This is a genomic window from Pseudomonas arabinosi, assembly GCF_047758675.1.
GTDB lineage: Bacteria > Pseudomonadota > Gammaproteobacteria > Pseudomonadales > Pseudomonadaceae > Aquipseudomonas > Aquipseudomonas arabinosi.
In genome coordinates this window covers 4,009,797-4,036,136 of the sequence record NZ_CP180480.1, presented here as the reverse complement: position 1 = coordinate 4,036,136, position 26,340 = coordinate 4,009,797, and the positions used below count along the sequence as shown (strand labels likewise).

21 protein-coding genes and 1 pseudogene are annotated in these 26,340 nt (G+C 55.2%); 12 read left to right on the top strand and 10 right to left on the bottom strand.

The window, feature by feature from the left end:
• Nucleotides 1–9: 9 nt before the first annotated feature.
• Entirely contained in the window at nucleotides 10–465 is a 456-nt protein-coding gene (locus ACMXYJ_RS18795; protein ID WP_415756382.1) for a hypothetical protein, read from the top strand.
• Here ACMXYJ_RS18795 and ACMXYJ_RS18790 read toward each other — a convergent pair.
• From ACMXYJ_RS18790 to ACMXYJ_RS18780, 3 genes are read right to left on the bottom strand one after another with little or no spacing between them, the layout of a single operon-like run.
• The gene (locus ACMXYJ_RS18790; RefSeq protein ID WP_415760760.1) at nucleotides 450–1,475 is read right to left on the bottom strand and encodes a DUF2955 domain-containing protein; all 1,026 of its coding nucleotides are present in this window, start codon (nucleotides 1,473–1,475) and stop codon (nucleotides 450–452) included. The two genes, ACMXYJ_RS18795 and ACMXYJ_RS18790, sit on opposite strands and share 16 nt — an antisense overlap.
• A 4-nt stretch (nucleotides 1,476–1,479) precedes the next feature.
• Complete coding sequence (locus ACMXYJ_RS18785; RefSeq protein ID WP_415756381.1) at nucleotides 1,480–2,619, bottom strand: HlyD family secretion protein; 1,140 nt, start codon at nucleotides 2,617–2,619, stop codon at nucleotides 1,480–1,482.
• On the bottom strand, nucleotides 2,616–4,169 hold the full coding sequence (locus tag ACMXYJ_RS18780; RefSeq protein ID WP_415756380.1) for a TolC family protein: 1,554 nt from the start codon (nucleotides 4,167–4,169) through the stop codon (nucleotides 2,616–2,618). The genes ACMXYJ_RS18785 and ACMXYJ_RS18780 overlap by 4 nt, the downstream gene beginning before the upstream one ends.
• Before the next feature lie 118 nt (nucleotides 4,170–4,287).
• Between ACMXYJ_RS18780 and ACMXYJ_RS18775 the strand changes: the two genes are divergently transcribed.
• The 6 genes and pseudogenes from ACMXYJ_RS18775 to tnpC all read left to right on the top strand — a co-directional run bounded on the left by ACMXYJ_RS18775 (nucleotide 4,288) and on the right by tnpC (nucleotide 10,723).
• Nucleotides 4,288–4,812 carry a transporter suffix domain-containing protein gene (locus ACMXYJ_RS18775; RefSeq protein WP_415756379.1) on the top strand — a complete coding sequence of 175 codons (525 nt, stop codon included), beginning with the start codon at nucleotides 4,288–4,290 and terminating at the stop codon, nucleotides 4,810–4,812.
• A 164-nt stretch (nucleotides 4,813–4,976) separates the two neighbouring features.
• Nucleotides 4,977–5,501: a cupin domain-containing protein gene (locus tag ACMXYJ_RS18770; RefSeq protein WP_415756378.1), complete on the top strand. Its 525-nt coding sequence runs from the start codon at nucleotides 4,977–4,979 to the stop codon at nucleotides 5,499–5,501.
• Between the two features lie 509 nt (nucleotides 5,502–6,010).
• Nucleotides 6,011–6,643, top strand: a complete 633-nt coding sequence (locus ACMXYJ_RS18765; protein ID WP_415756377.1) for a DUF6988 family protein — start codon at nucleotides 6,011–6,013, stop codon at nucleotides 6,641–6,643.
• 461 nt (nucleotides 6,644–7,104) lie between these two features.
• On the top strand, nucleotides 7,105–8,214 hold the full coding sequence (locus ACMXYJ_RS18760; RefSeq protein ID WP_415756376.1) for a hypothetical protein: 1,110 nt from the start codon (nucleotides 7,105–7,107) through the stop codon (nucleotides 8,212–8,214).
• A 541-nt stretch (nucleotides 8,215–8,755) separates the two neighbouring features.
• Nucleotides 8,756–9,091, top strand: a complete 336-nt coding sequence (gene tnpB, locus ACMXYJ_RS18755) for an IS66 family insertion sequence element accessory protein TnpB (RefSeq protein ID WP_415756375.1) — start codon at nucleotides 8,756–8,758, stop codon at nucleotides 9,089–9,091.
• Between the two features lie 83 nt (nucleotides 9,092–9,174).
• Nucleotides 9,175–10,723, top strand: a pseudogene (tnpC, locus tag ACMXYJ_RS18750) (IS66 family transposase).
• 759 nt (nucleotides 10,724–11,482) lie between these two features.
• Here the strand turns inward: tnpC and ACMXYJ_RS18745 are convergent.
• The 6 genes from ACMXYJ_RS18745 to ACMXYJ_RS18720 all read right to left on the bottom strand — a co-directional run bounded on the left by ACMXYJ_RS18745 (nucleotide 11,483) and on the right by ACMXYJ_RS18720 (nucleotide 17,012).
• Nucleotides 11,483–11,710 (bottom strand): hypothetical protein, encoded by a 228-nt coding sequence (locus ACMXYJ_RS18745; protein WP_415756374.1) that lies wholly within the window; start codon nucleotides 11,708–11,710, stop codon nucleotides 11,483–11,485.
• Between the two features lie 30 nt (nucleotides 11,711–11,740).
• A complete protein-coding gene (locus ACMXYJ_RS18740; protein WP_415756373.1) occupies nucleotides 11,741–11,992 on the bottom strand; it encodes a hypothetical protein in 252 nt (83 codons plus the stop codon).
• A gap of 344 nt (nucleotides 11,993–12,336) precedes the next feature.
• The gene (locus ACMXYJ_RS18735) at nucleotides 12,337–13,464 is read right to left on the bottom strand and encodes an ATP-binding protein (protein WP_415756372.1); all 1,128 of its coding nucleotides are present in this window, start codon (nucleotides 13,462–13,464) and stop codon (nucleotides 12,337–12,339) included.
• A gap of 656 nt (nucleotides 13,465–14,120) precedes the next feature.
• A complete protein-coding gene (locus ACMXYJ_RS18730) occupies nucleotides 14,121–14,516 on the bottom strand; it encodes a hypothetical protein (protein WP_415756371.1) in 396 nt (131 codons plus the stop codon).
• Between the two features lie 31 nt (nucleotides 14,517–14,547).
• Nucleotides 14,548–14,790, bottom strand: a complete 243-nt coding sequence (locus tag ACMXYJ_RS18725) for a hypothetical protein (RefSeq protein ID WP_415756370.1) — start codon at nucleotides 14,788–14,790, stop codon at nucleotides 14,548–14,550.
• 947 nt (nucleotides 14,791–15,737) lie between these two features.
• Nucleotides 15,738–17,012 (bottom strand): hypothetical protein, encoded by a 1,275-nt coding sequence (locus tag ACMXYJ_RS18720; protein WP_415756369.1) that lies wholly within the window; start codon nucleotides 17,010–17,012, stop codon nucleotides 15,738–15,740.
• Nucleotides 17,013–18,004: 992 nt separating this feature from the next.
• Between ACMXYJ_RS18720 and qatA the strand changes: the two genes are divergently transcribed.
• The 4 genes from qatA (at nucleotide 18,005) to qatD (ending at nucleotide 22,963) form a co-directional block, all read left to right on the top strand.
• Entirely contained in the window at nucleotides 18,005–19,954 is a 1,950-nt protein-coding gene (gene qatA, locus ACMXYJ_RS18715; RefSeq protein ID WP_415756368.1) for a Qat anti-phage system ATPase QatA, read from the top strand.
• A 326-nt stretch (nucleotides 19,955–20,280) separates the two neighbouring features.
• Complete coding sequence (qatB, locus tag ACMXYJ_RS18710) at nucleotides 20,281–20,826, top strand: Qat anti-phage system associated protein QatB (protein ID WP_017684654.1); 546 nt, start codon at nucleotides 20,281–20,283, stop codon at nucleotides 20,824–20,826.
• Nucleotides 20,823–22,199 carry a Qat anti-phage system QueC-like protein QatC gene (qatC, locus tag ACMXYJ_RS18705; protein WP_415756367.1) on the top strand — a complete coding sequence of 459 codons (1,377 nt, stop codon included), beginning with the start codon at nucleotides 20,823–20,825 and terminating at the stop codon, nucleotides 22,197–22,199. Before qatB ends, qatC begins: the two co-directional genes overlap by 4 nt.
• Nucleotides 22,196–22,963: a Qat anti-phage system TatD family nuclease QatD gene (gene qatD, locus ACMXYJ_RS18700; protein WP_415756366.1), complete on the top strand. Its 768-nt coding sequence runs from the start codon at nucleotides 22,196–22,198 to the stop codon at nucleotides 22,961–22,963. Before qatC ends, qatD begins: the two co-directional genes overlap by 4 nt.
• 123 nt (nucleotides 22,964–23,086) lie before the next feature.
• Here qatD and ACMXYJ_RS18695 read toward each other — a convergent pair whose 3' ends face one another.
• Nucleotides 23,087–24,061 carry an HNH endonuclease gene (locus tag ACMXYJ_RS18695; protein ID WP_415756365.1) on the bottom strand — a complete coding sequence of 325 codons (975 nt, stop codon included), beginning with the start codon at nucleotides 24,059–24,061 and terminating at the stop codon, nucleotides 23,087–23,089.
• Between the two features lie 345 nt (nucleotides 24,062–24,406).
• Here ACMXYJ_RS18695 and ACMXYJ_RS18690 point away from each other — a divergent pair, with 345 nt between their 5' ends.
• Nucleotides 24,407–26,311 carry an ATP-dependent nuclease gene (locus ACMXYJ_RS18690; RefSeq protein ID WP_017683861.1) on the top strand — a complete coding sequence of 635 codons (1,905 nt, stop codon included), beginning with the start codon at nucleotides 24,407–24,409 and terminating at the stop codon, nucleotides 26,309–26,311.
• Nucleotides 26,312–26,340 lie beyond the last annotated feature (29 nt).

The window sequence follows — 26,340 nt, the reverse complement described above, 5'->3', positions numbered from 1 at the left end:
GAGGTCATCATGAAAAGGTTGTCATCCATTAGCCTGTGCATCGCACTGTCGGTTTCCTGGACCCAGGGGTGGGCGGAAACGGTCGTGCCGATGAAAGGGCAGAGTTCGCAACAAACCCAAACGGACATGACCGAATGCCACAACATTGCGGCCGGTCAGAGCGCCTCGGCTGCACCGCCTCCGAGCGGTGGACGGCTGAAGGGCGCCGCGGCGGGCGCTGCCGCAGGGGCTGCGGGCGCGCAGGTGCGGGGACGTCAGCATGACGAGTTTTATGATCAGGTCGATGATGACCGCAAGCAGGACTATCGCCAGGATCGCGCCAAGGAAACCGCCGTGGCAGGCGCGGTCGTCGGAGGCTCGCGTCAACGCCAGGAGCGCCGGGCGCAAGAGAAAACCAGTGCTGCGACCAGTTCTACCGCCTATACCAGTTGCCTGCAGGGTAAGGGGTATCAGGTTAATCCTTGAGCACTTTCCTGCCGTTGATCGAGCAGATGAACCATCAGGCAGGCATACAGCGTCACGAGGATGAACAAGCCCATGCGGATGGCGAACGCTGTGTAAACGTCCTTGCCTGCTGCGCTGTCCTGTACCGACTGACCCAACAGGATGATCAGCGTGATCAGGGTATTGAGCCAAAATCCCGGGGTAAACCGCGTCGGGCTCAAGCCATACAGCTTGCGCGCCATCACCAGGCCGAACAGCAGCATCCACAGAAAGAACATCCACAGATGCACAAACAGGCTGAGGGCGCTCCAGAACAGGATCGCCAACAGGCCTGCGAGTAACGTCGAGCCGAGCAGTTCGCGACCGGCGATGCGGGCGTTTGTCGTGGAGCTTTGCTGACCCAGGCCGACGGCCTTCAGGATGATGGGCAGATAACCGGCCGGGTCGATCAGCGCCAGCAGGAATGCCGGCAGTACGATCAGGGTGGCACGCAGCGCAACCCGACTGACTTCTTCTGGCAGCAAGGGTGGGGCAGGCGGCGGGGAAGGGGCATTGGGTGGGTCCGGGAATAACCCATGACTGAACGCCACGACGACAACGGCGAGCAGCAAACCTGTCACCAGTGCGCCGATGACCATCGCCGCCAGATCGAATTCGGCGATACCGGCCGAGGAAATCATGGTCAGGCCAATCACCAGGAAGGTCATGATCAAGGCGTTTCCGCCACGCAGGCCAAAGCGGAAGGCCAGGAACAGACCGACGCTGATCAATAGCACGCCGCTGACGGGGTAATAACGCAGGACCGGGATCAATAGCAGGCCGATGCCGGTGGTGAACATGGCGGCCAGTGCGAGAACCAGTCCGGCCTTGAACGGCAGCGGGCGATTGACCGAGGCCAGCAACAGCAGGCAAAGCACCGGCGCCATAAAGGGAATCGGCAAGCCGAGGCCGAAACTGGCGGTGAGGCTCAACGCCGTGCCGGTGGCCAGGCGCAGTGCGCGTTGATCCCGTGGCGTGCGCCGAGTCGACATACCTTTAGTAGGCATAGCTCAACCAGCTCATGAACCCCACAAACACGTGGCCGAGTGGGTTCAGCGGATTGCCCTCGGTGGGGAAGGCCATGACTTCGGCCTGCCCACCGGCACGGATCCCCCGACTGTCAAGCAACGTGCTCAATGAGTCTGGTGAAAACTCGATAATGACCGGAAAACGCTGGGCCGGACGCAACCAGTCGCGACTGTTCTGCACGCTGGGCAAGGTGCCAGGCGCGGGTGTCTGCCCCACGCTGACGCCGTAACCGACGCTGCGCACACGGCCTTCGAAAACCTCGCCCGGCAGCGCATCCAGAACAATCGAAACGGGCGTGTCGAGCTTCACCAGACCCAGGTTGTTCTCGGTCATGTCCGCGCTGATCCACACATCATGAATGGCGATCAGGGTCATGACCGGGCTACCCGCCGCAGCGAATTGCCCAGCGTCAGTACGCAGATCCGTAATCAGCCCGGCCGAGCGAGCGCGAATCTGCGTGTTGGACAGATCCAGTTCGGCTTTGGACAAGGCCGTGGCGGCACTGCGCAGCAAGGCGTTGTCTTCCTCGCTGCCACCTTCCTGCTCGCGCGCGCGCTGCACTTCGGCGCGGGCAGCGGCGACCTGACTCACAGCCTGTTCGCGGTTGGCGCGAGACACTTCGAGCAGGCGCACGGAAATGGTGCCGGGGTCTTCGCGATACAAACCCTCAAGCCGCTGGTTGTCCTGGCGCGCCTTGAGTTCATTGGCCTGGGCGGCCCGCAAATTGGCTTGCGCCGAGGCAATGCCGGCGGTGCTGGCACCGATCTGTCGGCGGGTCGATTCAAGGTCGGCGCGCGCACGGTCGACGGCAATCTGGTACGGCTGAGGGTCCACCTCGAACAGAATTTCGCCGGCCTTGACGTCCTGGTTGTTGCGCACGTTCACCCGGATCACGCGGCCTGCCACTTCCGAGGCGACCGGAATCACAAAGGCACCCACCCGGGCCTGTTGGGTATAGGGTGTGAAACGATCCGCCAACAGGTACCAGGTCAGGCTCAGGAGTATCACTAACAGCACCCACTTGATGCCTTTTTTCGCCGGGTCGGCGGTCGGCGCTGATGCCTGGGCGACTGGGGGCTCGGACGAGGAAGGGGCTGTTTCACTCATTGGTCTTTTACCTTGTAAGACATTGGAATGGCAGGCTGTGCAGTGGCTGGCTCTTCCAGCAGATCGCCCCAGTCGGTGCGTTTTTCCATTTGCTGGCGGGTGGCTGGATCAACTTTCGGTTGGGCGCTGTACCAGCCACCGCCCACGGCTTTGTACAAGGCAATGACATTACTCACGGCATTGCTGCGGGCGACCAGATAATTATCCTGTTGTTCGAGCAGGGCTCGCTGCGCATCCAGCACACGCTGGAAGTCCGAATAACCTTCGCGATACTGCGCGCTGGCCAACACCAGCGAACGCTTGGCGGCTACTTCGGCCTCACGCAGAATGCCTTCGCGCTCCAGGGATTTGATCAAGCCATAGGCCGCATCGTCCGCCTCGCGTGCCGCCTGGCGAACTTTGTCGCGGTAGGCCTCGATCAGCTGCTGCAACCGCGCATCCTGCACGCGCACGTTGTTGCTGATCTGGCCGTGATCGAACAGATTCCAGCGCAGACTGGGGCCGCCGATCAAATCCAGATTCCGGGGCGTGCCACTGAGCGTGTCGGTTGACCAGACGATGCTGCCGAGCAAGGTCAGCGACGGATAGAAATCGCTCTCGGCCACACCGATCAGCGCTGACTGGGCGGCGACATTAAGCTCGGCGGCGCGCACGTCGGGTCGACGCAGCAGCAGGTTGGCCGGTACATCTTGCAATACGGCACGGTCGACCAGCGGGATCAATCCCACGTTCTCAACCAGTTGCGGCAGCGCGCCGGGTGGCTGTCCAATCAACACCGCCAACGCATTGCGGGTCCGTTGCAACTGGTCTTCGAAATTGGGGATGGTGCTCAACGTGCCTAGGTACTGGGTTCTGGCTTGTTGCAGGTCGAGCTCTGCAGTTTGGCCACTGTTGAAGAGCTTCTCGGTAATCTCGAAGTTGCGCTTTTGCTGTTTGGCGTTTTCCTGGGCGACGCGTAAACGGGCTTCGGTGGTGCGCAGTGAGAAATAGGTATCGGCCACTTGTGCGCGCAGCAGTACGAGCACGTCTTCATAGTTGGCCTGGGCGGCGAAGTAGCTGGCGTCGGACGACTCGATGGCGCGACTGAAGCGGCCCCAGAAGTCCAACTCCCAACCCACGTCGAACCCCGCGCTGTGTTGCCAAAAATGGCTGTCCTGCGGGTTGGTCCCGCCGGATTGCCTGCGGTTAAAGTAAAGACTGTCGACACTGGCTTGCTGCAGTTGCGGGTAAAGACCGCTTTGAGCAATGCCGAGTTGGGCACGGGCTTCCATGACGCGCAGGCCGGCGATTTTGAGGCTGGAGTTGCGTGCATCCGACTCGGCTATCAAACGATTGAGGACCGGATCGGCGAAGACTTGCCACCACTGACGAATGTCCGGGTTCAGGCTGCGCTGGCTGGATTGCTCGAGGGCAGGGGTGGTCCAGTGTTTGACCCATTCTTCGCCGGGCGGCTGGAAGTCCGGCCCAAGACGTACGCAGCCATTGAGGCCTAGTACGCCAAGCAGCACGAGCCGGCCTGGCCAATTCAGCAGGGTTGTACCTGGATGCATTACGCATTTCCCGACCAACAAAGATCACTGGAGCATAGCCGTCCAAATGGACACATGGCTGCTACGCTTTTTAAGCGCCATCAAATCTACTGTGATCGGTTAAAAAGGTACGACGATTATGAATAACACCCAGGGTGTCGTTGAAGCCCATTCAACTGGCTGGCGCTTTAAGTTGGGCATAGTCATTATCTGCTTGATGCTGGGCTCCTGGCTGTTAGTGCCTCTCGCCGCGGCAGCCGATGTGGCGGGTTCAAAGATCGCTGCACTGACGGGTGTGCTGTTCATCAGCAACAAAATCCTGCTGATTCTCGCCATTGCCATCATGGGCAAATCCGGATTCCAACAGTTAAAGCGCAGCCTGTTCGGTTATGTGTCCTCACTTGCACCCAGCACGGAAGTCGAAGTGGGCCCATGGCGTCACAAAATTGGCATCGTTATGTTCTTTGTGCCACTGATTTCCTCCTTTCTTGAACCCTACGTCGACAGCATTTGGCCGGGGCTCAGACCCAACCTCTGGCAAGCTCAAGCGCTGGGTGACCTCATGCTGATCGGTAGCTTTTTCGTATTGGGGGGGAATTTCTGGGAGAAAGTGCGCGCCTTGTTTATTCGCACCGCTCGTGTCGCAAACACAAGTGCGGCGTGAATAACAATAGTGGGCGAGGGTACTGAGTACTCGTGCGTTCAAGCTCTAATGGCTAGCTCTACTAAAGAGCTATTTAGCATAGTTATTATTAATTACATGCATTGCCGTAATAGCTCTAGTGCATTGATTGCGCGCTATTTCAAAGGCTGGAGAGCTCAATCAACATGACTACCAACACCTTTGATAAACACATTCCCAGCGCCGAGGCTGTGATCGCAACACTGAACCTCGAGCCCCACATGGAAGGCGGTTTCTACCGCAGAACCTTTCAAAACGATCACCACGCGATGGTCGAGACCGTTGGGGGCCGGCGCTACCTGATGACATCCATTTACTACTTGCTGACCAAGGATTCGCCAATAGGCCATTTTCATCTGAACCAATCGGACATCGTGCATTACTACCATCTGGGAGATGCGATTCAGTACAGCCTGATATTTCCGGACGGCACATTAAAAACGGTTGTGATGGGCAGCGATATAATCGCCGGACAATGTTTGCAGCTGCATGTACCGGGCGGCATCTGGAAAGCTTCGCAGCTTACAAATGGACTGGCGGGATACGGCCTGATCAGCGAAGCGGTTACACCAGGGTTTGATTTTGCAGATATGCAGTTGGGCATTCAGCAGCAGCTTACCGAGCAATTTCCCGAACACGCGCAGCTGTTTGAGAAGCTGACGGGAGAATGAGTGGCTGAGGTGATTTGATCGCTGCAAAATCTGCGCGCAACCGGGCTAATCTCGAAACATCTTGTCGCTGAAAGAGAGCGAGCTTGGAGGCTGTTGCGTTACCCAAGTCCCTGGAATAGTGAGGGTACCTTGGTAGCAGGTAGAAACGGTGTTGCTAACTCAGTAGAGGGCCTCTTGTTGCAGGAGTTGTGTTTATTAAGCGCAACAAAAATAACCTGATAGTGCGAAGTGACCGTTTGCTAGCGAATGCTCATTGTTGCGTAACGAGTGCCTGCGATTCATTAGTTCTGGAGATTGACGATGCTTGCGGTGGTCAATTGTTTCCGAAAATCTGAATAGGGAGGCATGCTAGCTGCCGCGAGTATTGTATCGCCGTTTGAGGTGCCTACTTCAGTGATCGACCTCGACAGATACTCGTGTGCTCTTTCCTCTCTGGAAGGAAGGGCGCTTGTTCACCTCTCCATCTGTGCCGTAAGCTCCGGAGCAATAAAGAACCTGGAAGCGCTTGTATGGATCTTATCGACTTGTTAATGCGATCATCGCTGTATGATGAACGGATCAATGAGTTTTTTTCCTTTGAGCCTTTAGGTTCTGCGCGACGTTTTGAGACAGCGAGAAGGCTCTGTAGTCTTAGCTTTGAGCACTCTCGCGGCGTCAAGAGCCTCGTAGCAGCTGGACTGTGTTCGTCCGCAGCGGCGTTGATGAGGGTTCAGTATGAGTCGCTGGTGCGAGCGATGTGGTCGCTGTACGGGGCCTCGAATGAGCAAGTAGATGAGTTGTTAGCGGAACTCACACCGAGTAGCGGAAGACGGGCCAGCAGGGCCAGTGTGTCCATAAACTCCATGCTTAATGCAGTCCAGGAAAAAGCACCGCACGCACCTGTCAAGTCGCTCAGGGAATTCAAAGACTCTTCCTGGTACCCTCTCAACTCTTTTGTTCACGGTGGGATACACGCTGTGATCCGCCACGGGGAAGGATTCCCGGTAGACTTAGCTATTATGATGGTGCGTCTGTCTAATGCCTTACTAGGCATTTCTGGTGATCTTATTCGCATCATGGCAGGCATTCGGCCCGAGGAAGGGCGAATGGCAGGATTACAGCGTGAGTTTTCAGATTGCCTACCCGAGTCTGTTGCGGGTTGAGCTTTGTTATCAATGGCAACTCGTGCCACTCGGGGAGTGGCACGGCTTCATGACGCTGCGCCACTATCTACAACGCATCAAGGATTTTTGTCCGCGTGCATCAATTTACCTAGCCAAGTCTTCGTAGCGAGAAGTCCCCTCGATGGGTTTTTGGCGCGGTATTTTCCGGTGAGGAAGTACAAGGCGAGGCTGTAGTACGTGACTACGCCCAAGGCGAGCACTTCGCAAACAGGTTTGAGCTCAGTCTCAAAGCTTCCACGGTCGTAAAGGTTATACTCGGGTTGGAAGATTCGCGGCGGCTGAGCTCGTCTCACGGAGCTGCCGTGCTGAAAAATTAGATGCGCCCAGGATGCGAAACTTCCCACTGTCGATCAGCTCTTGATGCACGGCCAGAGTATCTTTGTGACCTCTAGTGTTTTTTGGCTGCGTGACGTTTTTTTCAGAGAGGGGGTAACGCGGTGATGAACATCGAAGAGCTGTTCCAGCGCTGGAAGGCAACATTAAATCGGCGCTACGAAGAGGGATTTCCAGCTGAGTTCGTAGAGAAAGCTCACGAAAACCTACTTGCTACCTACACGAGTTTTGATACCAGTGAGTGCGCGGACCCTCAGTTCCTTGCAGAGCTGTGCTCCGGCAACAGCAATAAATCTGCCCAGCGGCTAGGCGAAATGCTGCTATTTGAGCGATTGAAGCATGCAGGCTATGACCCTAAGCCGTCGCCTGGTGGATGGGGGCCGGACTTTCGGGTTCAGCAGGGCGGAAAGCAAATCTGTCTTGAGCTGATCACTCCGTCGACTGGCGACGATGCGAAAATCAATGAGCTATTCGCGTCTCATGATCCTCTGAATCCCTGTCCTGAAGCCGCTACAGAGCTCCGGCAGCGGACGCTACTTCGGATAACGGGTGCAATCGCGGAGAAATTAAACAAGTACGAAGGGTACTTGAGGGATGGAGTGGTTGGTCTCCAGGATGTGCTCGTCATTGTATTGAACGATGCGCTCCTTTGCCCTGACTCATTCTTCTACGGAGTAAGTCACAACGCTGACGGCGGGGTAGGTGGCCAGTCTCTTGCTGAGCATGCCGTTCATGGGTTCGGTCATTCTATTTGGGAGTCTGACAGTAAGGGAGAGAGCCACGTACGGAAAAGCACGTATAGGGAGCTCGTGGACAATAGGCCGGAGACTGGAAGGGGTGGTGGCCGTCGTGGGCCTGTGCCTGTCAGTCTGTTCGGAAACCCTGCCGAACCACGGGCTGCGGACATCGCAGAGCGCGCGTCAATAATTTCTGCGGTGCTGCAGGTGACCCTGAGAGAGGATTACGGCGTATTGATGATTCTGCGAGATAAAGCAGAAACCGAAGAGCGACTGGCTGAAGGTCTGGTGCGTCCGGGTATTCTTGTTACCAATCCACGAGCCAAAAACCCGGTTGATTTTCCCAGTCAACGTGGGCTGATGAGAGTCGTCGATGCTCCACCCCTTACCGTAAAGGAGCTATGGGATCTGAATAATCGTCACCTAAAGATGCTGCTTGGTGAAGACTATAAGGAGCAGCAGTTCCCCGGAGCGAGCTGATATAAGCCAAGCCTGGACCCTCAGAAACCCAAGTCCAATCTCATTGGTGCGCACGCGCGTAATATCTTTGTAAGCAGTTGGGGAGCACACTTTGCGCAGGTCAGCCCGGCGTAACCGTCCGGGCAACACACCTTCCTGACACCGTCGCTTGAGGCGATGGTGTCCACCTAAATTTAAGTGGACACCATTTTTAGCCTTTTTAAGCGGACGCCTATGCCACAAGAACGCCGTTCCTATTCCAAGTCCTTCAAGGCCCAGGTCATGCCGAATGCGCGCAGCCTGACACTTCGATCGCCAATGTCGCGTTGACCCACAATCTCAACGCCAACCTCGTCCATAAATGGATACGGGTGCATGCGCAGAAACACCTGACACTTCAAACCGCCTTCATCCCGGTCAAGACATCGCCGCCGGTGCCGATGCATCAGGCCCTTCCTGCCACGATCCGAATCGAAGTGCCGCATTCAAAAGGCGTAGTCGTGGTGAGTTGGCCGGCAGAAAATGCAGCGGCGTGTTCTGCTTTCCTGCGAGACCTGCTGCGATGATCCGCATCGACTCCATCTGGCTCGCCACCGAGCCAATGGACATGCGCGCCGGCACTGAAACTGCGCTGGCGCGGGTCGTGGCGGTGTTCGGTGCGGCGAAGCCGCACTGTGCTTATCTGTTTGCCAACCGTCGTGCCAATCGCATGAAAGTGCTGGTGCATGATGGCTTGGGGATTTGGCTTGCTGCCCGGCGCTTGAATCAAGGACGTTTCTTTTGGCCGGGCGTGCGGCACGGCTCTGAAGTCGAGTTGGATGTAGAGCAACTTCAAGCCTTGGTGCTCGGCTTACCTTGGCAACGCGTCGGTTCCGGAGGAGCCATCACGGTGCTCTAACTCGCCTGCCATGGCCTGCTTGCCAGCGCAATTGGCCCATCAGTCTATCGCCGCCACTAGCCCTCTCTGGCAAAATCGGCGGTATGACTTCGCATCCGAATCTCGATCAATTAAACCCTGAAGAACTGCGTTCCTTGGCGGCGCAGTTGATCCAGCGCGTCGAGACGATGGACAAGCAAATCATTCATCACAAGTCGGTCAACGAGAAACTGGCCCACGAGATCGCGCTGCTCAAACGCTTCAAGTTTGCCAAGCGCAGCGAGCAGTTGAGCCCGGATCAAGCCAGCCTGCTCGACGACTTGATCGATACGGATATCGCCGCTATCGAAGCCGAATTTGAGGCGCTGCAACCGGCACCTGTCGAAGCCAAAGTGCGCCAGCAACCCAAGCGCGCACCGCTGCCACCGCAGTTTCCTCGCGCACTGATCCATCACGAACCGGACAACAGCCACTGCCAGTGCGGCTGCGCCCTCAAGCGCATCGGCGAAGACGCCAGCGAAAAGCTCGACTACACGCCCGGCGTATTCACCGTCGAGCGTCACATCCGTGGGAAATGGGCCTGCGAGCAGTGCGAAACGCTAATCCAGGCGCCGGTACCGGCGCACGTCATCGACAAAGGCGTCCCGACCGCAGGCCTGCTGGCCCACATCATGGTGGCCAAGTTCGCCGACCATCTGCCGCTGTATCGCCAAGAGAAAATCTTCGGCCGCGCCGGGCTGCCCATCGCCCGTTCGACCTTGGCGCAGTGGGTGGGCAACTGCGGCGTGCAATTACAGCCGCTGGTTGATGCGCTGCGCGAAGCCGTGCTGACGCACGGCGTCGTTCACGCCGACGAGACGCCGGTACAAATGCTGACGCCTGGCGCGAAAAAAAACTCATCGCGCTTACGTCTGGGCCTATGCCACCAGTCAGTTCTCCGACCTGGCGGCGGTCGTTTACGACTTCAGCCCGAGCCGCGCTGGCGAACATGCCCGAGCCTTCTTGGGCAGTTGGAACGGCAAGCTGGTCTGCGATGACTTTGCCGGCTACAAGGCAGGCTTTGAACTGGGCGTTACGGAGATCGGCTGCATGGCCCATGCCCGCCGGAAGTTCTTCGACTTGCACGCGACCAATAAGAGCCAGGTCGCCGAAAAAGCGCTGCATTACATCGCGGCCTTGTACGAAGTTGAACGAGAAGTCCGAGAGCTGGAACCGGGTGATCGGCAGCGAATACGGCAGGAAAAAGCAGCGCCAATCGCCGACGCACTTCATACCTGGATGATCGCCCAAAGACAGCTTGTGCCTGAGGGTTCGGCCATCGCCAAGGCCCTGGATTACAGCCTCAAACGCTGGATAGCGCTGACGCGCTATCTCGATGACGGTGCTGTGCCCATCGATAATAACTGGTGCGAGAATCAAATCCGGCCGTGGGCTATTGGGCGCTCCAACTGGCTGTTCGCGGGCTCGTTACGCAGCGGTAAACGTGCGGCGGCGATCATGAGTTTGATCCAGTCGGCGCGCATGAATGGGCATGATCCGTATGCCTATCTCAAAGATGTGCTGACGCGGCTGCCAACGCAGCGAGCGAGTGAAATTACCGAATTGCTCCCGCACCGATGGTGCGACCGTTTCATCACGCAGAGTGTCGGGTAGACGCTTACCATAAATTGAAGCGCTTAACATTCCGTTAAATGCCAATCACGCTGATCACCTGGGCAGTTCATTTCCTTGACGATCATTTCGCCAATCATCAACGCCCAAAAATCTGCGCTGAGGATTAGCAGTGAAAGTAAACCCCAATACGCAGACTCTAAGCGACGCGATTTCATCACAGGTGCCCGAGCTGCCAATATCCTAAGGGCATCGCGAAGGTCTATCTGGCTCGTTATCATCGCGCGTAACTGCTCGTTGTCCAGCCGCCGAGTTTGCATCGCTGTTACTCACCGTCGAAGTCAACCTTCATAGTGCCATCAGCCAGAGCCCATGGCGTTGAGTTTTTGATCCTCACCAAGCCATACGTCGGTAACATTCCGATCACTCGCGTGCGGAGATAAGTAGCCATGGCGTGTTCGTAACACGTAGACGTTGGAGTCAGAAAGGCGTGTTACCCGGTACCCCGTATGCTGACTTGGCACAGAGACAGGTTCTGGCCGTAAGGTATTTTGGGCGGAGCTTACGCAGAACTTGTCACCGGAGCGAAATGGCGCGAGCCGCACATAGACGCGGGCTCTGTCTTACTCAAGCGGGTAAGGAACTCGATGGAGGACGTAAAGGTTATTAGTAAAAAAAGCCCGCCAAGGGGAGACGGGCTGTAAAAGTCATGAGGATCAGACTCAAGTTTATACCACCAGTTACGTCTTGCTAGGGGCATCCGAAAGAAATGGCGCTGAGAAGGATTCAGTGCATGGATTTTCAGTACGTCTTAGCCCGCACAATCCTCCCCGCCTTCACCTCTGCCGCATAAGCCCTTAGCTTGTCCGCGTCGCTGTACAGCATGGACATCAGATTAAGGACGGCGGTGATATCCACTCCATCAATGCGCTCAGCCAGCTTGCTCAGTTCGCCAGATACAAGTTCCAAATTGTCAGCTATCTCCTTCAGGTCACGCTTCAGTCCCACCGCAGGCTTTCTTGGCCCCATGACTACCTCGTAAAATTCCTACCGCGCCACTTATTCGGGTGTGGCGCGCACAATCGTTCCAGTCTTCACTTCTGTCGCATAGCCGCGCAGCTTGTCTTGCTCAGCTTTCAACATCTTGCAAATTTTCAAAAGAAAGGCAGATTGGCCATCCTTGGGTCTACTAGCCATATCTGTTAGCTCAATCACCGACCAACTGATGATCGCAGCAGCGTCCTCAAGGCCATAAAAAAGCTCCTGCTGGGCGCTTCTTGGCCCGTCGAGCCCATTTATTAGATCACTCATCTACGCCACCATCCGGATCTTCGCGCCACTTTTGACCTCGTCCGCCTGATGCATAGCGTAAAGGGACAATTTCTTGAGCACTTGCTCCAGAAAGCCTAACTCTCATGTTTTACTCTTGACCATCAGGTAACGGGGATTTTGAGATTTTTTTATTACTTGATATCAGCGCAATCGCTACCGCAGTCTTCGAGCGGGCATGTACACCTGGCCATAATGTCTAAGCAGTCTGACGGCCCTAAGTCCCTTATCAGAACTTGCGCCCGTTCCTCCCTTGCGCAGTTCACACCTACGGTAACGAATCGATCTGAACCATCCCTGTCCGGCGCAAGAGTGTCGGCGGCCAACTATTTTTCTATAGGCACTTTTACGAGAAATGTGGTTCCTCGCTCTCTGTCGGAGGTCACGTCTATCGTCCCCCAGTGTGCTGCCACGATCTCGGAAGCGATGTACAGACCTAAGCCGAGGCCGGTACTAGGGCCTAGATCAAGAGATGCATGCTGAGAGAAACGCCCCATGGGGTTGAAGATGAAGGGCAAAATGTCCTCATGGATAGGTTCTCCGAAATTCTGGACGATGAAAATAACGCTGCTGTCTTTTACTTCCAGTGAAACCCTGATCGGAGACTGTAAATCCCCATGCTGCACGGCATTACTGAGCAGATTGGAAAACACTTGCTCCATGCGGGCGCCATCGAAATCACCGCGAGCCGATTCCCCCACTTTGAAAGCGATATCCGCGTTTGGGTGAGCAGTGCGAATCTCTTCAACTATGCGTGTGCAGAGTGGACTGAGGTCGATATCCTCCTTTTTGACGGGAATCCCAGGGCCCATTTGGCAGCGGGTTAGATCCAGCAAGTCGCCAACAATCTGACTGGCTCGTTTGACGCTGGTGTATATCCCCAATGCAATTTTACTCTTACGTGCTCCCAGATCAACCGAGCGCCGCAACACATCGGCACCCAGCAAAATAGCCCCCAGTGGCGTGCGCAAGTCATGGCCAAGGATGCCTAAAAAAACGTTGCGTGAGGCCTCTACCGCACGCGAGTAGCTAGCGATAGATTCGGCGAGCGCCTGGTCGATGGCTTCGTTGAAGCGGATCATATCGTCCACTTCCAGAACTGTTCCGGCCTTCATCTGACCCAGCCATTGACTAAGTACGCTCGTTCTCAACGCCCGATACTCAGAGACCATTTGATCCAGGGTGAAACCCGCCATTAGACGTGTGACCGCATGAGTTTCGGCGGCGGTTTCCAACTCATCGATAGGCGCATTGCCTTGGGCCTTGGCGATTTGCTCTTGCGCAGACTGGTATGTGCACAGGTCTACAGCAATTGCACGCAGCATCTGTTCGGCATGATCACGCAAAGCCTTGGAGTCGAGTGCTTCGCCGGGTACCTCAATGGTTCTTGCGAAGTCTTCCCAAGCTTGCAGAATCGGCTCAAGGTTCTTGATGATGAAGTCAGACAGGCGCATGCCGGTGATCCTGGTAGGGAGACGTGATAGAGGTCGAAAACGGGAGCGAAACAGCGTGTGCTGATTAGAGCACTGATTCAGTCACTTGGCCTTTATGGCTGACATCGAGCCTGTTCCCTACCAAAGCAGATTGCGGTAGTTGCCGCACTCATCGAAACCTCCAAAGCCGGTGATCCTCGTCGTTTTCAGGCAGGGCGTATCAGCTTCGTTGCGAAGATTTGGAGTTGACTGGTTGGATATCATCAAGCTCGTCCCAGGGACGTGACTGCGCATCTGCTCTTGGGCAGATAGAATTGTGGGGGAAGTCGCTGCCCCTATCCTGCTCGGTCTGTGTAGCTGTGCATGACCTGCAAGTGACGACACCCTTTGAAAGGCTCCAGTTTTTGTGCCAAGCGATAAGTCGTTCTGAAGGAGACATGTTATTTCCGAGCCTGACTGGGCTTGTACAATTTTAGTTTTTAGTACAGTTTTTGCGAGCGATTTTCCGCTGCTTTTCCAGCGCCAGTACGAAGCTAGTAGTAAAAATCTTGATAGTTTCGGAATTAACGAGGGGGGGCCGTGCTGGCGGCGGTCTGCTCGATGCAATGCATAACGAAAGGGCGTTCGATTACCTTTGACTTTGTGGCCATTGGGGTCACAGAAACTGCCGGGAGTCATCACCGGTATGGCAGGGGGCTTGGCTCAATGACTGATCCGGTGATACGCCTAAGTAAAGAATCACCTGCTTTCACATTAATTGTCTCCTCAGTCACCTGAGATTTCGAGCATTTCGCGAGCGGTTGAGCCACGAGTTTATGCGTTCCAATGGTCACGCCGAAGTAGGCAATCTCACCGTTGGAAAAATCGGCGGCAGGCTTTCCATCAATGGACAGACGAATTATGCAGCCTCCGTCCGGTACGGAGTCGAGCATGACGACCAGTTGGGCATCAGATTTTTTTGAGTAGCCATACATTCGTGAAGCCGGAACCAGATCGGCGTCTTCCGCTGACTTCGGCACCAAGGTGCACGCGGTGAATGAGCTAAGCATCATAAGGAAAATGATTTTTTTCATCCTGTTCCCTTACTTATTACCGTCATCATCCTCAGGGCAAGCCGACGGATAAAATTTTTAATCGGTTTTCAGTCGTTTTGTCAAAATGCTCGGAGAGGGCCTCTCCTTGCTCTGCCGAGATACCGCCCGCACAGACCAATCCCTGCACGAACCCATAAGCTTGCGCGCCACTCTTGATGGCTAAAATCATTGATCCAGCCCTGTGAATTTCAGCTAGAAGATTCTCTGCTTGCTGGCGGATGGCTTCGGGCAAACCGTCGATAACTGCGTTCATAATCCGCTCCAGATGCTTATTTTCTGCATCTCATTGGCAGTTAAGGCATCAATGTGACGTGAAATACATGACCTGAGCCAAGGAGCAGAGGTTCAATTAGAGCCGTTGCGTGGATCAATCGAGCCCCACCGAAACGTCTTCATCGCAAGGAGAGAAGGCAGAGGAATTCGAACAAATTCAGAGCTGACAGTAACGCTAAGGCAAAGCGACATTGGCAATCGAGTCAGCCTGCGCGCACTCCGCGATGACCTGGGCTTTAAAGGAGTTGGAATAGGAACGGCGTTCTAGTGACATGGCATCCTCTTTAAAAGGCTAAAAATAGTGTCCACTTAAATCAGGTGGACACCATCGTCTCAAGCGACGGTCTCAGGAAGGTGTGTTGCCCGGACGGTTACAGCCCGGCATCCACCGATGCGGTAACAACTGGTCGATCTCACTGGCCTTTTGCGTCGGCACCGGGCGCTTATACATCTTTGGCCGGGTGCTTCACAATTCATCTGACTGAAAAAAACCGCCACCAGCCGGGCTAAGAGGGAGCGGTTCAAGGGAGAGGGGCAGCTTTAACTCCAGAGGCTAGGCAGTTTGCAGCAAGATTAGCTCTAACTGACATGCTTAAGCCCTGGTCTGTCCGCTAGAGCGGAGATACACCAAGGGCTCGTATGCCTAGCATTCGTAAATATCGTAATGGCTACACCTCGGTTGAGTGCTTTATCGAGGCTTGGCAGAAGGAGTTTGAGCCCGCACCGTTTGATCCATCCAGAGCAGATCACTTAGCTTTGCGCCTCCTCGATCAATTCGGTGATGACGGTAAGGTGGCTTCTCTCTAGCCGGTTTGAAATAAGATCCACTTGGTCACTCTGATTGGTTCGAGAGCGCAACCCGCCCATGACAGGCGGAGTACGATCGCTAGGTCGGGGTTACCTGATTCGCCATCTGCTATATGTAACTCAGTTAGCACTTGGCTTCAACTTTGAAGGAGCGAATACACAAGCCTGCTTTTGGCTAAGCAAAAATGGAGGTTTTGTGAATTCCCGGCCGCAGTACGTAGCTTTCAAATAGATGTTCTGCCGTACCAGCGTTGGTGCCGCAAGTGTCATTTCTGCGGAGGAGGTGGCGAAACAGTATTTTGAGATTGAGGGCACATCTTCTCGTAACGTGTTCACATATTTTGCCGGGCATAGCAGCAGAGCATCGCCAAATTTGAAGAGCTTGAACGCTTTGATTGTGATGGTCTTGTTTTCGTCTTGGATTTCCTTTATTTGCCACGTAGTAGCGTCAAAAGTGACCGTCGGGTACTTTTTACTGACGATGAATTCAGATACCTGCGAATCTCGAAGCTTAATTGCGGAGGCGGCGGAGTATGCTACCAAGCTGAATATTGCCGGCGACATGAAGCAGAATAATATAAGTACAAAGAAGATTGTTGTCAGGGTTCTGGATATCCTGGTAATAAGTGCTCCGCGACTGAGGCAAAATGCTAGCACTGGAATGCAAGATAATACCATTGCGCCGAAAGATATTAGCCCGAGCCAATAGGAATCAGATTGAGATTTAAGTTCCGGATGAGACCAGGTTGTGAATATTGCCGGGAAAATACCAGTAAGAATTACCAATAACAGGACCATCGCCACAGCGCCAATGAACATCACGGATTTGAAAATGTACCAACCGTTTTTTTCGCCAATTTTTGTTAGGTATTTATCTCGCTGCGTTTTTGACCTCGCCACTACGTATCCCACGCTAGCGAAACCGATTACATACAGTATGCCAATGGACCAGTTTATGTAGTGGGATGGCACGAACAGCACTGAAAGACTAAGAAGTGCAAATCCGCCTACAGTAATACCTGCGAGTGTTGGGGCGAACTCACGTAAATGTTCATCAGATAATCCGAATATCGAGATTAGCGCCGCAAAAATTATCGAAGGCGTGGCTATACAAAGTACAAAGGCTAAAAACACCATTACAACAAAAAACAACCAGATGAACAAAGCCGGTCCAATCGAGATGGAAGGGAGGAATAGGTCAACGCGATCAATCGCTGATAGGTATGTATACAGCGCCAGAATTGCAATCAGCGATCCGATAATTGTGAAGAGAGCACTGAGTCCTTTCGCGTGCGTCCAGACATACCGGAGTACGCGCAGGACCTCCGCCTTCGCTTCAGCGGCTTCGTTCGCTTGTGAAGTTGATTCAGGAGAAAGTGGTGCAGGGAGATTCAATTCTTGATCCTTAGGTGGCATAGCCTGATGAGTCCTAGCAATCGAGACGCAGCAGTGCAAGGACTGAACGCTGGAGAGCAGGGAATGATGTTCAGAGCTTGAGTTCCGGAGCCCAACCTGTTACAAAAGTTGATATTCGTCATATTCTTTAACGGGTTTTGCGCTCGAAAGAAACTCAATAATCGTGTTATCGGCCGGAAAATTAAGGTCTTGAAAGGGCTTGGCCAGGTGCCATGGATAGGCCGTTTGCGCACTAGGGTGGGGTAGGGCAAAGCGATAATTCGATATTGAGCTCTGGGCTATCGCGACGACTAAGTGAGACTCGACTGATATTGAATCGATCGATTAATCAGTCGCGCCCAAAATGGAAGAAGTATTGGCTTGCCAGCGTGTTCCAGGGACGTCGCACTCAAGACAGTAGCTTGAGTTCTCCGTCGGCGCCTCGCCACTTGCTAATGGCACCTCCTAATTGGTCTCCGTTTACGGCATGGAGTTTCTACGATACTAGGGGCGATTCATTGTTTACTTTGCAGGGAGTTCGATAACTACCTCAGGGGTCAAAGAAAACATTTTGAAAATGTGTAGATTAGCTTTGACGGATTTGATTTTCTACGAGCTAAAAAGATTGTCATAGCTCGATCGGTAGGCCCAGCTTGCTTAGCTGCCCTGGGACGTCGATATCCATTCGAAGACAACATCCGATTCGCTTAGGAATTACCTTAGCCCCTTGTTACGTCAGCTACTTGCCGATGCTCCGCTCGCAAGGCGCACTGCCACCGTCTCTCGAAAAACGTACCCTTTGGTGGCTCCAGCCAACTCGCGCTTGAGTCGGGGCAGTTCATCACCCCGCCAAATGGCGTATTGACATCAATGCGCCGACTTTGGCCTACTCGCGGACATCTATTGATGCCCATAACCTGATGTGAGAGCGGCGGCTTTCCGCTGGTCACCCCCGTGGTTTGATCTCAAATGCTAGAAAAGGAGTTCTTTACATGTTCCTGAGTGACCAGGAAACAGCCACTGACCTGCTGTATTACGCCCCCATTGCCAAAACGGTAAAGCGCCTACTTGATGAATCTCGGGGAACCCCGGTCACTATTGGTGTGCACGGCGACTGGGGGGCGGGTAAATCCAGCGTCCTGAAGATGACTCAGCAACTGCTCAACGCTGATGAGCGCGTCTGCTGTATCTGGTTCAACGGCTGGACATTCGAAGGCTTTGAGGACGCAAAAACTGTCGTTATCCAGACCATTGTCGATGAATTGCAACGTGCACGGCCAGGCTCCAAGAAGGTCGCCGACGCCGCGAAGAAGGTCTTGCGACGTATTGATTGGTTCAAACTGGCGAAGCATGCCGGAGGGCTCGGGCTTACCGCATTGTCCGGCATCCCCAGCATTGACCAGCTCAAAGGAGCAGTGGAGTCCATTTCCGCCTTCGTGCAGAACCCGGGCGACCATCTCAGCATAGAAAGCCTCACCGGCCTTGCTGAGAAGGCCGGTGGCTTCATCAAGGATGCTGAGAAAGAGTCTGAGCAGCTCCCCGAGCACATGCACAAGTTCCGGGCCGAGTTCGAAGAGCTTCTGACGGCCGCAGACATTGACCAACTGGTAGTCATCGTTGATGACCTTGATCGATGCCTGCCCAAGACAGCCATCGCCACGCTTGAGGCCATCCGTCTCTTCCTCTTCGTAAACCGGACAGCATTCGTGGTCGGTGCTGACGAGGCCATGATCGAGTACGCGGTGCGCGAGCACTTCCCAGACCTGCCACAGGGGGCGGGGCCGGTGACCTATGCGCGTAACTACCTCGAAAAGCTCATTCAGGTACCGTTCCGCATCCCGGCGCTGGGGCTGGCGGAGACCCGTAGTTACATCACGCTCCTACAGCTGGAAAGCGCCGTCAAAACCGATGAAGATCAACTCGAGAAGATCTTGACGGCCGCTCAGAAGGATATGCTCCGGCCCTGGAAAAGCAGCGGCCTCGACCGCAAAGCGCTAACTGGTGCTTTCGGCGATCCACTTCCTGACTTTGTCCAGGAAGCACTGGATACCAGTGCCTTGCTGGCGCGGATCTTGAGTGAAGGTACTCGCGGCAACCCCCGCCAGATCAAACGCTTTCTGAACTCGATGATGCTGCGCCACGCCATCGCGGAGGCTCGAGGATTTGCTGAGGATATTCGGCGTCCAATACTTGCGAAAATCATGCTGGCTGAGCGTTTCCACCCTGACTTTTATGAGCAACTGGCACGGATCGCGAGCCTGGATGCGGACGGTACGGTACCTGCAATCGCCGAGCTGGAAAAGCGGACCAAGAAGTCAAAGGGAACCGCCTCAGAGTCGGAGAAGGAGAAAGGCTCTGGGAAGCTCAAGGCTGTGGCCAACTCTGGCGATGTGCACGATTGGGAGAAGAGCGACTGGATCAGCAACTGGGCGGCGATCGAACCCACGCTGACCGGTGTTGATCTGCGCCCCTACATCTTCGTGACTCGCGACAAACGCAGCTCCTTGATGGGGCAGGTCGCAGTGAGTCATCTCGAGGCGCTCGTTGACAAGCTAATGGGCCCTGCATTGCAGATCCGGCAAGCGGCCACGAAGAAGGACATCGTGGCGTTAGCTGAAGTTGATGCCGAGAATGTTTTTGATACACTCCGCGATCGGATAATCCAAGCAGACGAGTATTCGAATCAACCCAAAGGCGTTACGGGATTGATCGAACTTGTCAAACAACGCCCCGCGCTACAGAAACGTCTAGTCGAATTCGTCCGATCTCTGCCCACGCCCAAGCTTGGCATGTGGGCTCCCGCCCCATGGCATGAGAGCCTAAAGGACACCAATGCCATCCAGGGGCTTGAGGGGATTCTGAGGGGCTGGAGCCAGCAGGTCGAGAACGAGACGCTTCAGAAGGCAGCCAAGCGCGTACTTGAATTCAGCGGGAAATCTTAAGGATTGATATGGGTACCTCCAAAGGATATGGAGGCCCGAGCTCCGGCTTGGTGCCCTCCTGGATTGATGATGTAGCACAACCAGCCGGCCCGGCCGCTCAACCGAATGGGCCTGGGCAATCAAATCCATCTCAGCCTGGCTCTAACCCGTCTCAGCCAGGCTTATCTCCATCAGGGCCGGTGAACAATGACGGCACTGGCTCACTTCGGGGTGCCCGCAGCAGCTTCACCCGTTTCGCCCGCACTGGAAGCCCCAGCGATTTGGGGAATGCCCTGTCTTCCTATGTGCGTAAAGGCGTAGGGGGATCATCGAGAGGTGCGCGGCGCATGGGAACATCCCGCGCTACCGCGGCAAAGCTGCTGAGTATCTTCGGGGATGTTCAGCGCAACGGGGCAGCAGAAACACTACGGCGATTGCAACTCACCGTGGCTCCAGGGCAACCGGCCTCCCAGGTACTACTCGCGCTGCTTGAGTTCATTTGCCCGCCTGGTGGGGCGATTGACGAAGGCGTTGCGCGCCAGGCTGCACTGAACACGATCGCCGAACTTGACGAGGCAGGCAGCGGTAGCTTCGAGGATATGACTCAATCTGATCGGCAGAACTTCTTCCTCGATTTCGTAGCGAATTCGATTGAGAGCATGATCATGGCGGACTTGGGCGGTAGGGGCATCACCATGCCGGATGATGTGGAAGCGGTTGAACGCATCCAGTCTCAGCTGAGTTCGTTCATCACAGGTTGTACGCGAGGTCAGCTCGCCAACCGGCTGGAGCAATGGCCGGCGCCCACAGACCAAGAGGTCAATCAGGTCACGTCTGCGATTTATGAGGCGGCGTTCGATCTTATCGCGACTGCAGCGGAGGGGCTGGAATGAGGCACCACAGCATTATCTGCCGGCTCGGCGAAACGGATGACGAGGATCTAGCGCTGCTGGAGTCAGGTAGTGTCATCACCAATATCCAGTTCCTCGACGGGCACGGGAGATTGCAGTTCGGGATTGGCCAAGCCATTGAGCAATTGGCTGATCTGGGGCTGAGCCCAGGAGAGACTGCCGTCGATCTGGCACTGCTGGCGGCGACCCTTACCGCGGCGGACACCAGAATCTCACGAGACACCGAATCGGAGAATTCCTGGACGAGGGAGATCGACCTCTACGTCCCCGTCGCAGAACCCGCAGTATGGACAGCAACGTCCGACTTGCTGGCCTCGACCTTGAAATTCCTCACTGGTGATCGCTGGCGCCTGGTCTTCCGCGAGCGGCCCACAGATATCGATGAGCTATCTCCCGCTCCGGAGAGCTTGAGAACAGATGAGTCGGACAACGTCTGCCTGTTCTCAGGGGGGATGGACAGTTTCATTGGGGCGATCGATCTATTCAGTGGCGGCGGCAAACCATTGCTTGTGAGCCATTACTGGGACACCAACAGCACCAGTACCTATCAGAACGACTGCCGGGCAGCGCTGCAGGAGAGGTTTTCCGAGACGTCGATCAACCACGTCCAGGCCCGTGTCGGGTTCCCGCACGATCTCGTGGAGGGTGGAGGTAGTGAAGATACGCTTCGAGCGCGCTCATTCCTGTTCTTCGCGCTGGCGGCCATGGCTGCGGAAGCGATCGGCGACTCGATCACCATCCATGTGCCTGAAAATGGCCTGATCTCTCTGAACGTTCCCCTGGATCCGCGCCGCCTGGGTGCATGTAGCACGCGCACGACTCATCCATACTACATGGCGCGGGTGAATGAGCTCTTCGGGCGTTTGGGCCTAAGCACGAGGCTATTCAACATGTTCGGCCATCTCACCAAGGGCCAAATGGCAGAGCAGTGCTCTGACCCTGAGTTCCTAGCGGATCATGTGCATCTCACGATGTCGTGCTCCTCGCCAGGAAAGGCAAGGTACAATCCTGATCCCTCGAATCGATCACCCAAGCACTGCGGGTTCTGCGTCCCCTGCATTATCAGGCGGGCAGCAATTCATCGTGGGTGCGGGCCGGATCAAACCCGATATGTCATCCCGGATCTACATGCGCAAGCGCTGGACACGAACAAATCTGATGGCGAACATGTGCGCTCTTTCCAGCTGGCCATCGCGCGCCTCAAACGTGCTCCACACCGCGCCAAGTTCGCAATTCATGAGCCCGGACCTTTGATCGACCATCCTGACAGCTTGGATGACTTCGAACAGGTTTATCGAGATGGACTGCTGGAAGTCGACGATTACCTCGAGGGTGTGACAGCCATACCACTATGAAACCGCAGAAGAGCTCGACTCCAAAGTGGGTGGATTTCCACTGCCACCTTGACCTCTATCCCGATCACGAGCGTCTCATCGTGGAGTGCGATCAGGCGGGGGTCGCTACCTTGGCCGTGACCACTACACCGAAAGCATGGCGGCGCAATCGTGAGCTTGCTGCATCGTCTCGGCATGTCCGGGTGGCATTGGGGCTACATCCCCAACTGGTGGCCGAGCGTGAATCGGAGCTGCCGCTATTGGAGCGCCTGCTTGAGGAGACTCGATACGTTGGGGAGATAGGGCTTGATGCCGGGCCCCAATTCTATCGGAGCTTTGAGGCGCAGGAACGGGTCTTCAAGAGGGTGCTCGAGGCTTGCTCGGAGCAGGGCGGGAAGATTCTCACCGTCCACAGCGTACGGAGTGTTGGAAAGGTGCTATCCCATATCGAGCGCCTGCTTCCGACTGACCGGGGGACGGTGGTGCTCCACTGGTTTACCGGCTCCCCCAGTGAAGCTAGGAGGGCTGTGGAGCTTGGATGCTATTTTTCGATCAACTCGCAGATGCTGACCTCTGCCAAGCACCGCAACCTCGTCGCCTTGCTACCGTCTGACCGGCTTCTCACCGAGACCGATGGCCCGTTCGTGCAAAGCGAGGGAAGACCAACCAGGCCTGCTACCGATATCCCAAAAACGGTACAGGCGCTGGCGCTGCTTCGAGAGCAATCGCCAGAGCAAGCTGCAGCCCAAATCATTAGTAATCTGCGAGATCTAGTACGCACCTAGTATCAGGTTTGAATGCCTTGCCAGGCAGCGTCCAGGTCTACGAGCTCGTTTTACTACGACCCGGTCTTCACTCCGAGGAGTTGCGCGTCGACGCGCGAAACTCGCCGCCTGAAAATTGAGAATCTAATCAGCAGTGTTCTCCTGTCCAGACCCTCCAGAGGATTTGTCGCTGTACTGAAGCAGGATGCTGAGTTTTTCTCCACGCACCCGGTCAGGTGAGTTGAAGTGCTTCTCCTGGTAGTCGGATGGACCGAATACTCGAAAATGCTCATCAGGCAGGAACACGGGCGCGTAGACGAAATCCTTACGATGGCCACACTCGTCAGGCAGGGGAATCACAAACTGGTACTGGAAATTCCCGTACTGAAATATGAACTGATACCTATATGTCGATTCTTGAAACGCCTCTCTCACCTTGGCAACGATGCAGGTGATTTTGTTCGGATTGACGCCTCCGCTTATCCCCCACTCGATAACCGGCACGGAGCCAATCAAGCCAGGCTTATGGTTTTTACTCAGAAGCCAGGGTTTCAGGTAATCGAATTGGCGGTGATCATCGTCTGGCATCATGGCCAATGCCATTTTGATGAGCATCTTGTGAATGGCGGTCGGGTAGTAGGGTTGGCGCACAACCTGGAAACGGAGTTGATTCTTGCCCTTGACCTCCAATGTATCGACTCCACCTTTATCACCGACACAGATGACTAGGTTAGATTGGTCGACAGCCGAGACCTCTAAGTCTGGGGCTTTGTACTTGGGGATGCCATTGCGCCCCCGGATTCGCTGAAATGGACGGTGAGGGTGGGTGTAGGCTGCGAAGCTGTTTTCAAGATGATCCCCGAAGTGGTGATTGCACTGATCACACTCCAGCTCATCGATAATCGTCTTGTTCCCCAGAAAAATGGGTATGGCATGCGACTCTTCGCGGAAGGTCGTGGATCTCTCGTCTTTCCCACAATACCGACACACCTTCGGTTGCTTGTGCCCCAGCCTGCGTTTCAGCTGAGTGGGAGAGAACACGTTGAACACATGGAGAACGTAGCGCTCAGTCAGCGCTTTGCCTCGCTTTTCGTTGAACTCAATGAATTTTTCGATCACGCCGCGTGGCTCCACTAAAAATTGAGCAGCACCCTGGTGAGGGTCGTTCTTTGGAGGTTCGGCCGCACCTGAGCCGCACTATTTGAGGATGTTAAATGATACCGGTCTGCCGGCATCACGCGTAGAGCGGCGCTAAAGTGCCCCAGAGATTCTGTGGATTGGCAGGCTTACGTGCGCTTTTGTCCGTTTCAACCGGAAGCTAAAGCCCCATCTACAGGTAGGCCCTGATAGTCAACCGGTGTAACGTATTGCCACTATTCAGCTAGGCGTCGTTCATCGAGACCTAGCGCCATCTAGGCGCCGCCTCTGCTCGCCACCGGATGACTCCAGATAGAAGGGATTCTCATGTATCTACGCGCGTTGGATGTTAGAGGTTTCAAGTGCTTTGGCGAACCCTTCACTATCGAATTTCACGATGGGCTGAACGTGTTGGTGGGCGAAAACGGCGCGGGCAAGACCGGTGTAATCAGCGCGGTGCGTCAGCTCTTCAATGACTCGGAGTCGGGCAAACGAATCATCGGTGAGCACGATTTCTACAAGGGTTTTGAGGCAGGTGCTTTCGCCTCGGAGGAGCTCCAGATCCAGGCCACGTTTTCCGACTTGGATGATAAGGATGCCACTGCCTTTGATGAGTGGTGCGGGAACTATGATGAAGCGAAGCTCACCTTCATTGCCAAAAACCAAGAGTCACGTGGACGCTTCAAGTATCACACTTATGGTGGTCACGAATTCACCCAGCCCTTAGATCCTGAAACACTTGACTTGATTCACTGTGTTTATCTGCCGCCACTCCGCGACGCAGAGAGCAAGCTCCGAGAGGGGCGCCAATCACGTTTGGCCAGACTGTTGAAGGCCCTATGTCGGAAAGAGCTGGACGCTGCCAGAAAGGCCGGCACTCAAACTGCGCTGGAGCAGCGCGTTGGCGACTTCAACCGCGAGCTTTCTCAGAGCGACGACTTTGCCATCAAACTGGCCAACCAACGCATCGGTGAAAGCCTGAAGGCCGCGCTCGGAATGCATCTATCCCAAAGCACGTTGATCCAATTCTCCGAGGTGAGCTTCTCCCGTATCGTTGAAGGATTGAGACTGCTTTATTTCCCCGACCTCACAAATGCCGACCCCACCCAGTTCCGATCTCTGGGGGAGAACAGCCTGGGGTACAACAACCTATTGTACATCGCATCCATCCTAGCGGAGCTCGTCCTTGAGGTAGAGGAGGGTCGTGGTGAAGAGACCTACCTGCGGCTGCTGCTCATCGAGGAACCGGAGGCGCACCTACACCCGCAGCTCCAACTACGGTTGCTACGACACCTCAAAACGGAGGCAGAAGCTCGAGGTATCCAGGTCATCATCACAACCCACTCAACTGTGATTTCGGCTGCGGTGTCTGTGGAGCACCTGATTCACCTCTCCAATGAAGGCATGCCAACAGCCGTTCCTCTGAGAAAAACAGGGCTTCCTGAGCAGAGCCGGCGTTTTGTAGATCGCTGGCTCGACGTCACCAAGTCAAATCTTCTTTTCTCAAAAGGCGCGATCCTCGTCGAAGGAATTGCCGAGGCAATCGTTGTCCCCGAGCTGGCTAGGATCGTCTTGCATGCTCAAGGGAAGGGCAGGGACTCTTTGGACGATTACGGCGTGTCCGTCATCAACCTTGGCGGTATCTATTTCAAGCATTTCATGCAGCTGTTCTGCGATGTCACGGGCGCCCAGCCTGGTGGTAATGTGCCTATCAGGTGCGCCGGACTCACGGATAATGACCCTCCCAAATCTTTCTCGACCATTGACGATGGCGAAGGCAGGGAAAAACCAGTTCCATTCCTCCCGCATGCCGAAGATCACCGGCTGGGAAACAATCCGGCATTGGAGCTTCAGGGGCCGATCAATCAGTCTCAATTCGCTCGGTTGTTCGCCGGCAAGTACAAGACCTTCGAGTACGACATTGCGCTGGAGGGCGGCAACCTCACGACCATGCTGAATGTGGCAGCAGATCTCTGGCCCGTTCAGGATGGCAAGGTGGCCGGGAATTTGAGGGAAGATGCAAAACGGGATTTCGCATCCATGTCCTCTGCTGACAAAGCCCCTTTTGCTGGCGCTTTGCTCGCCAGGCTCGACTCCGAAGAGATTGGCAAGGGGTTGTACGCCCAAGCGCTCGCGGACGCGCTCTTGGCGCGCCCAGCTGATTTCGTCGTGCCGGAGTACATCCGACTGGCCATCCTTTGGGCCTGTGGACTGGAAGAGGGACAGGCATGATCGCTCGAGTTGCTGAAGTAATCCCACGC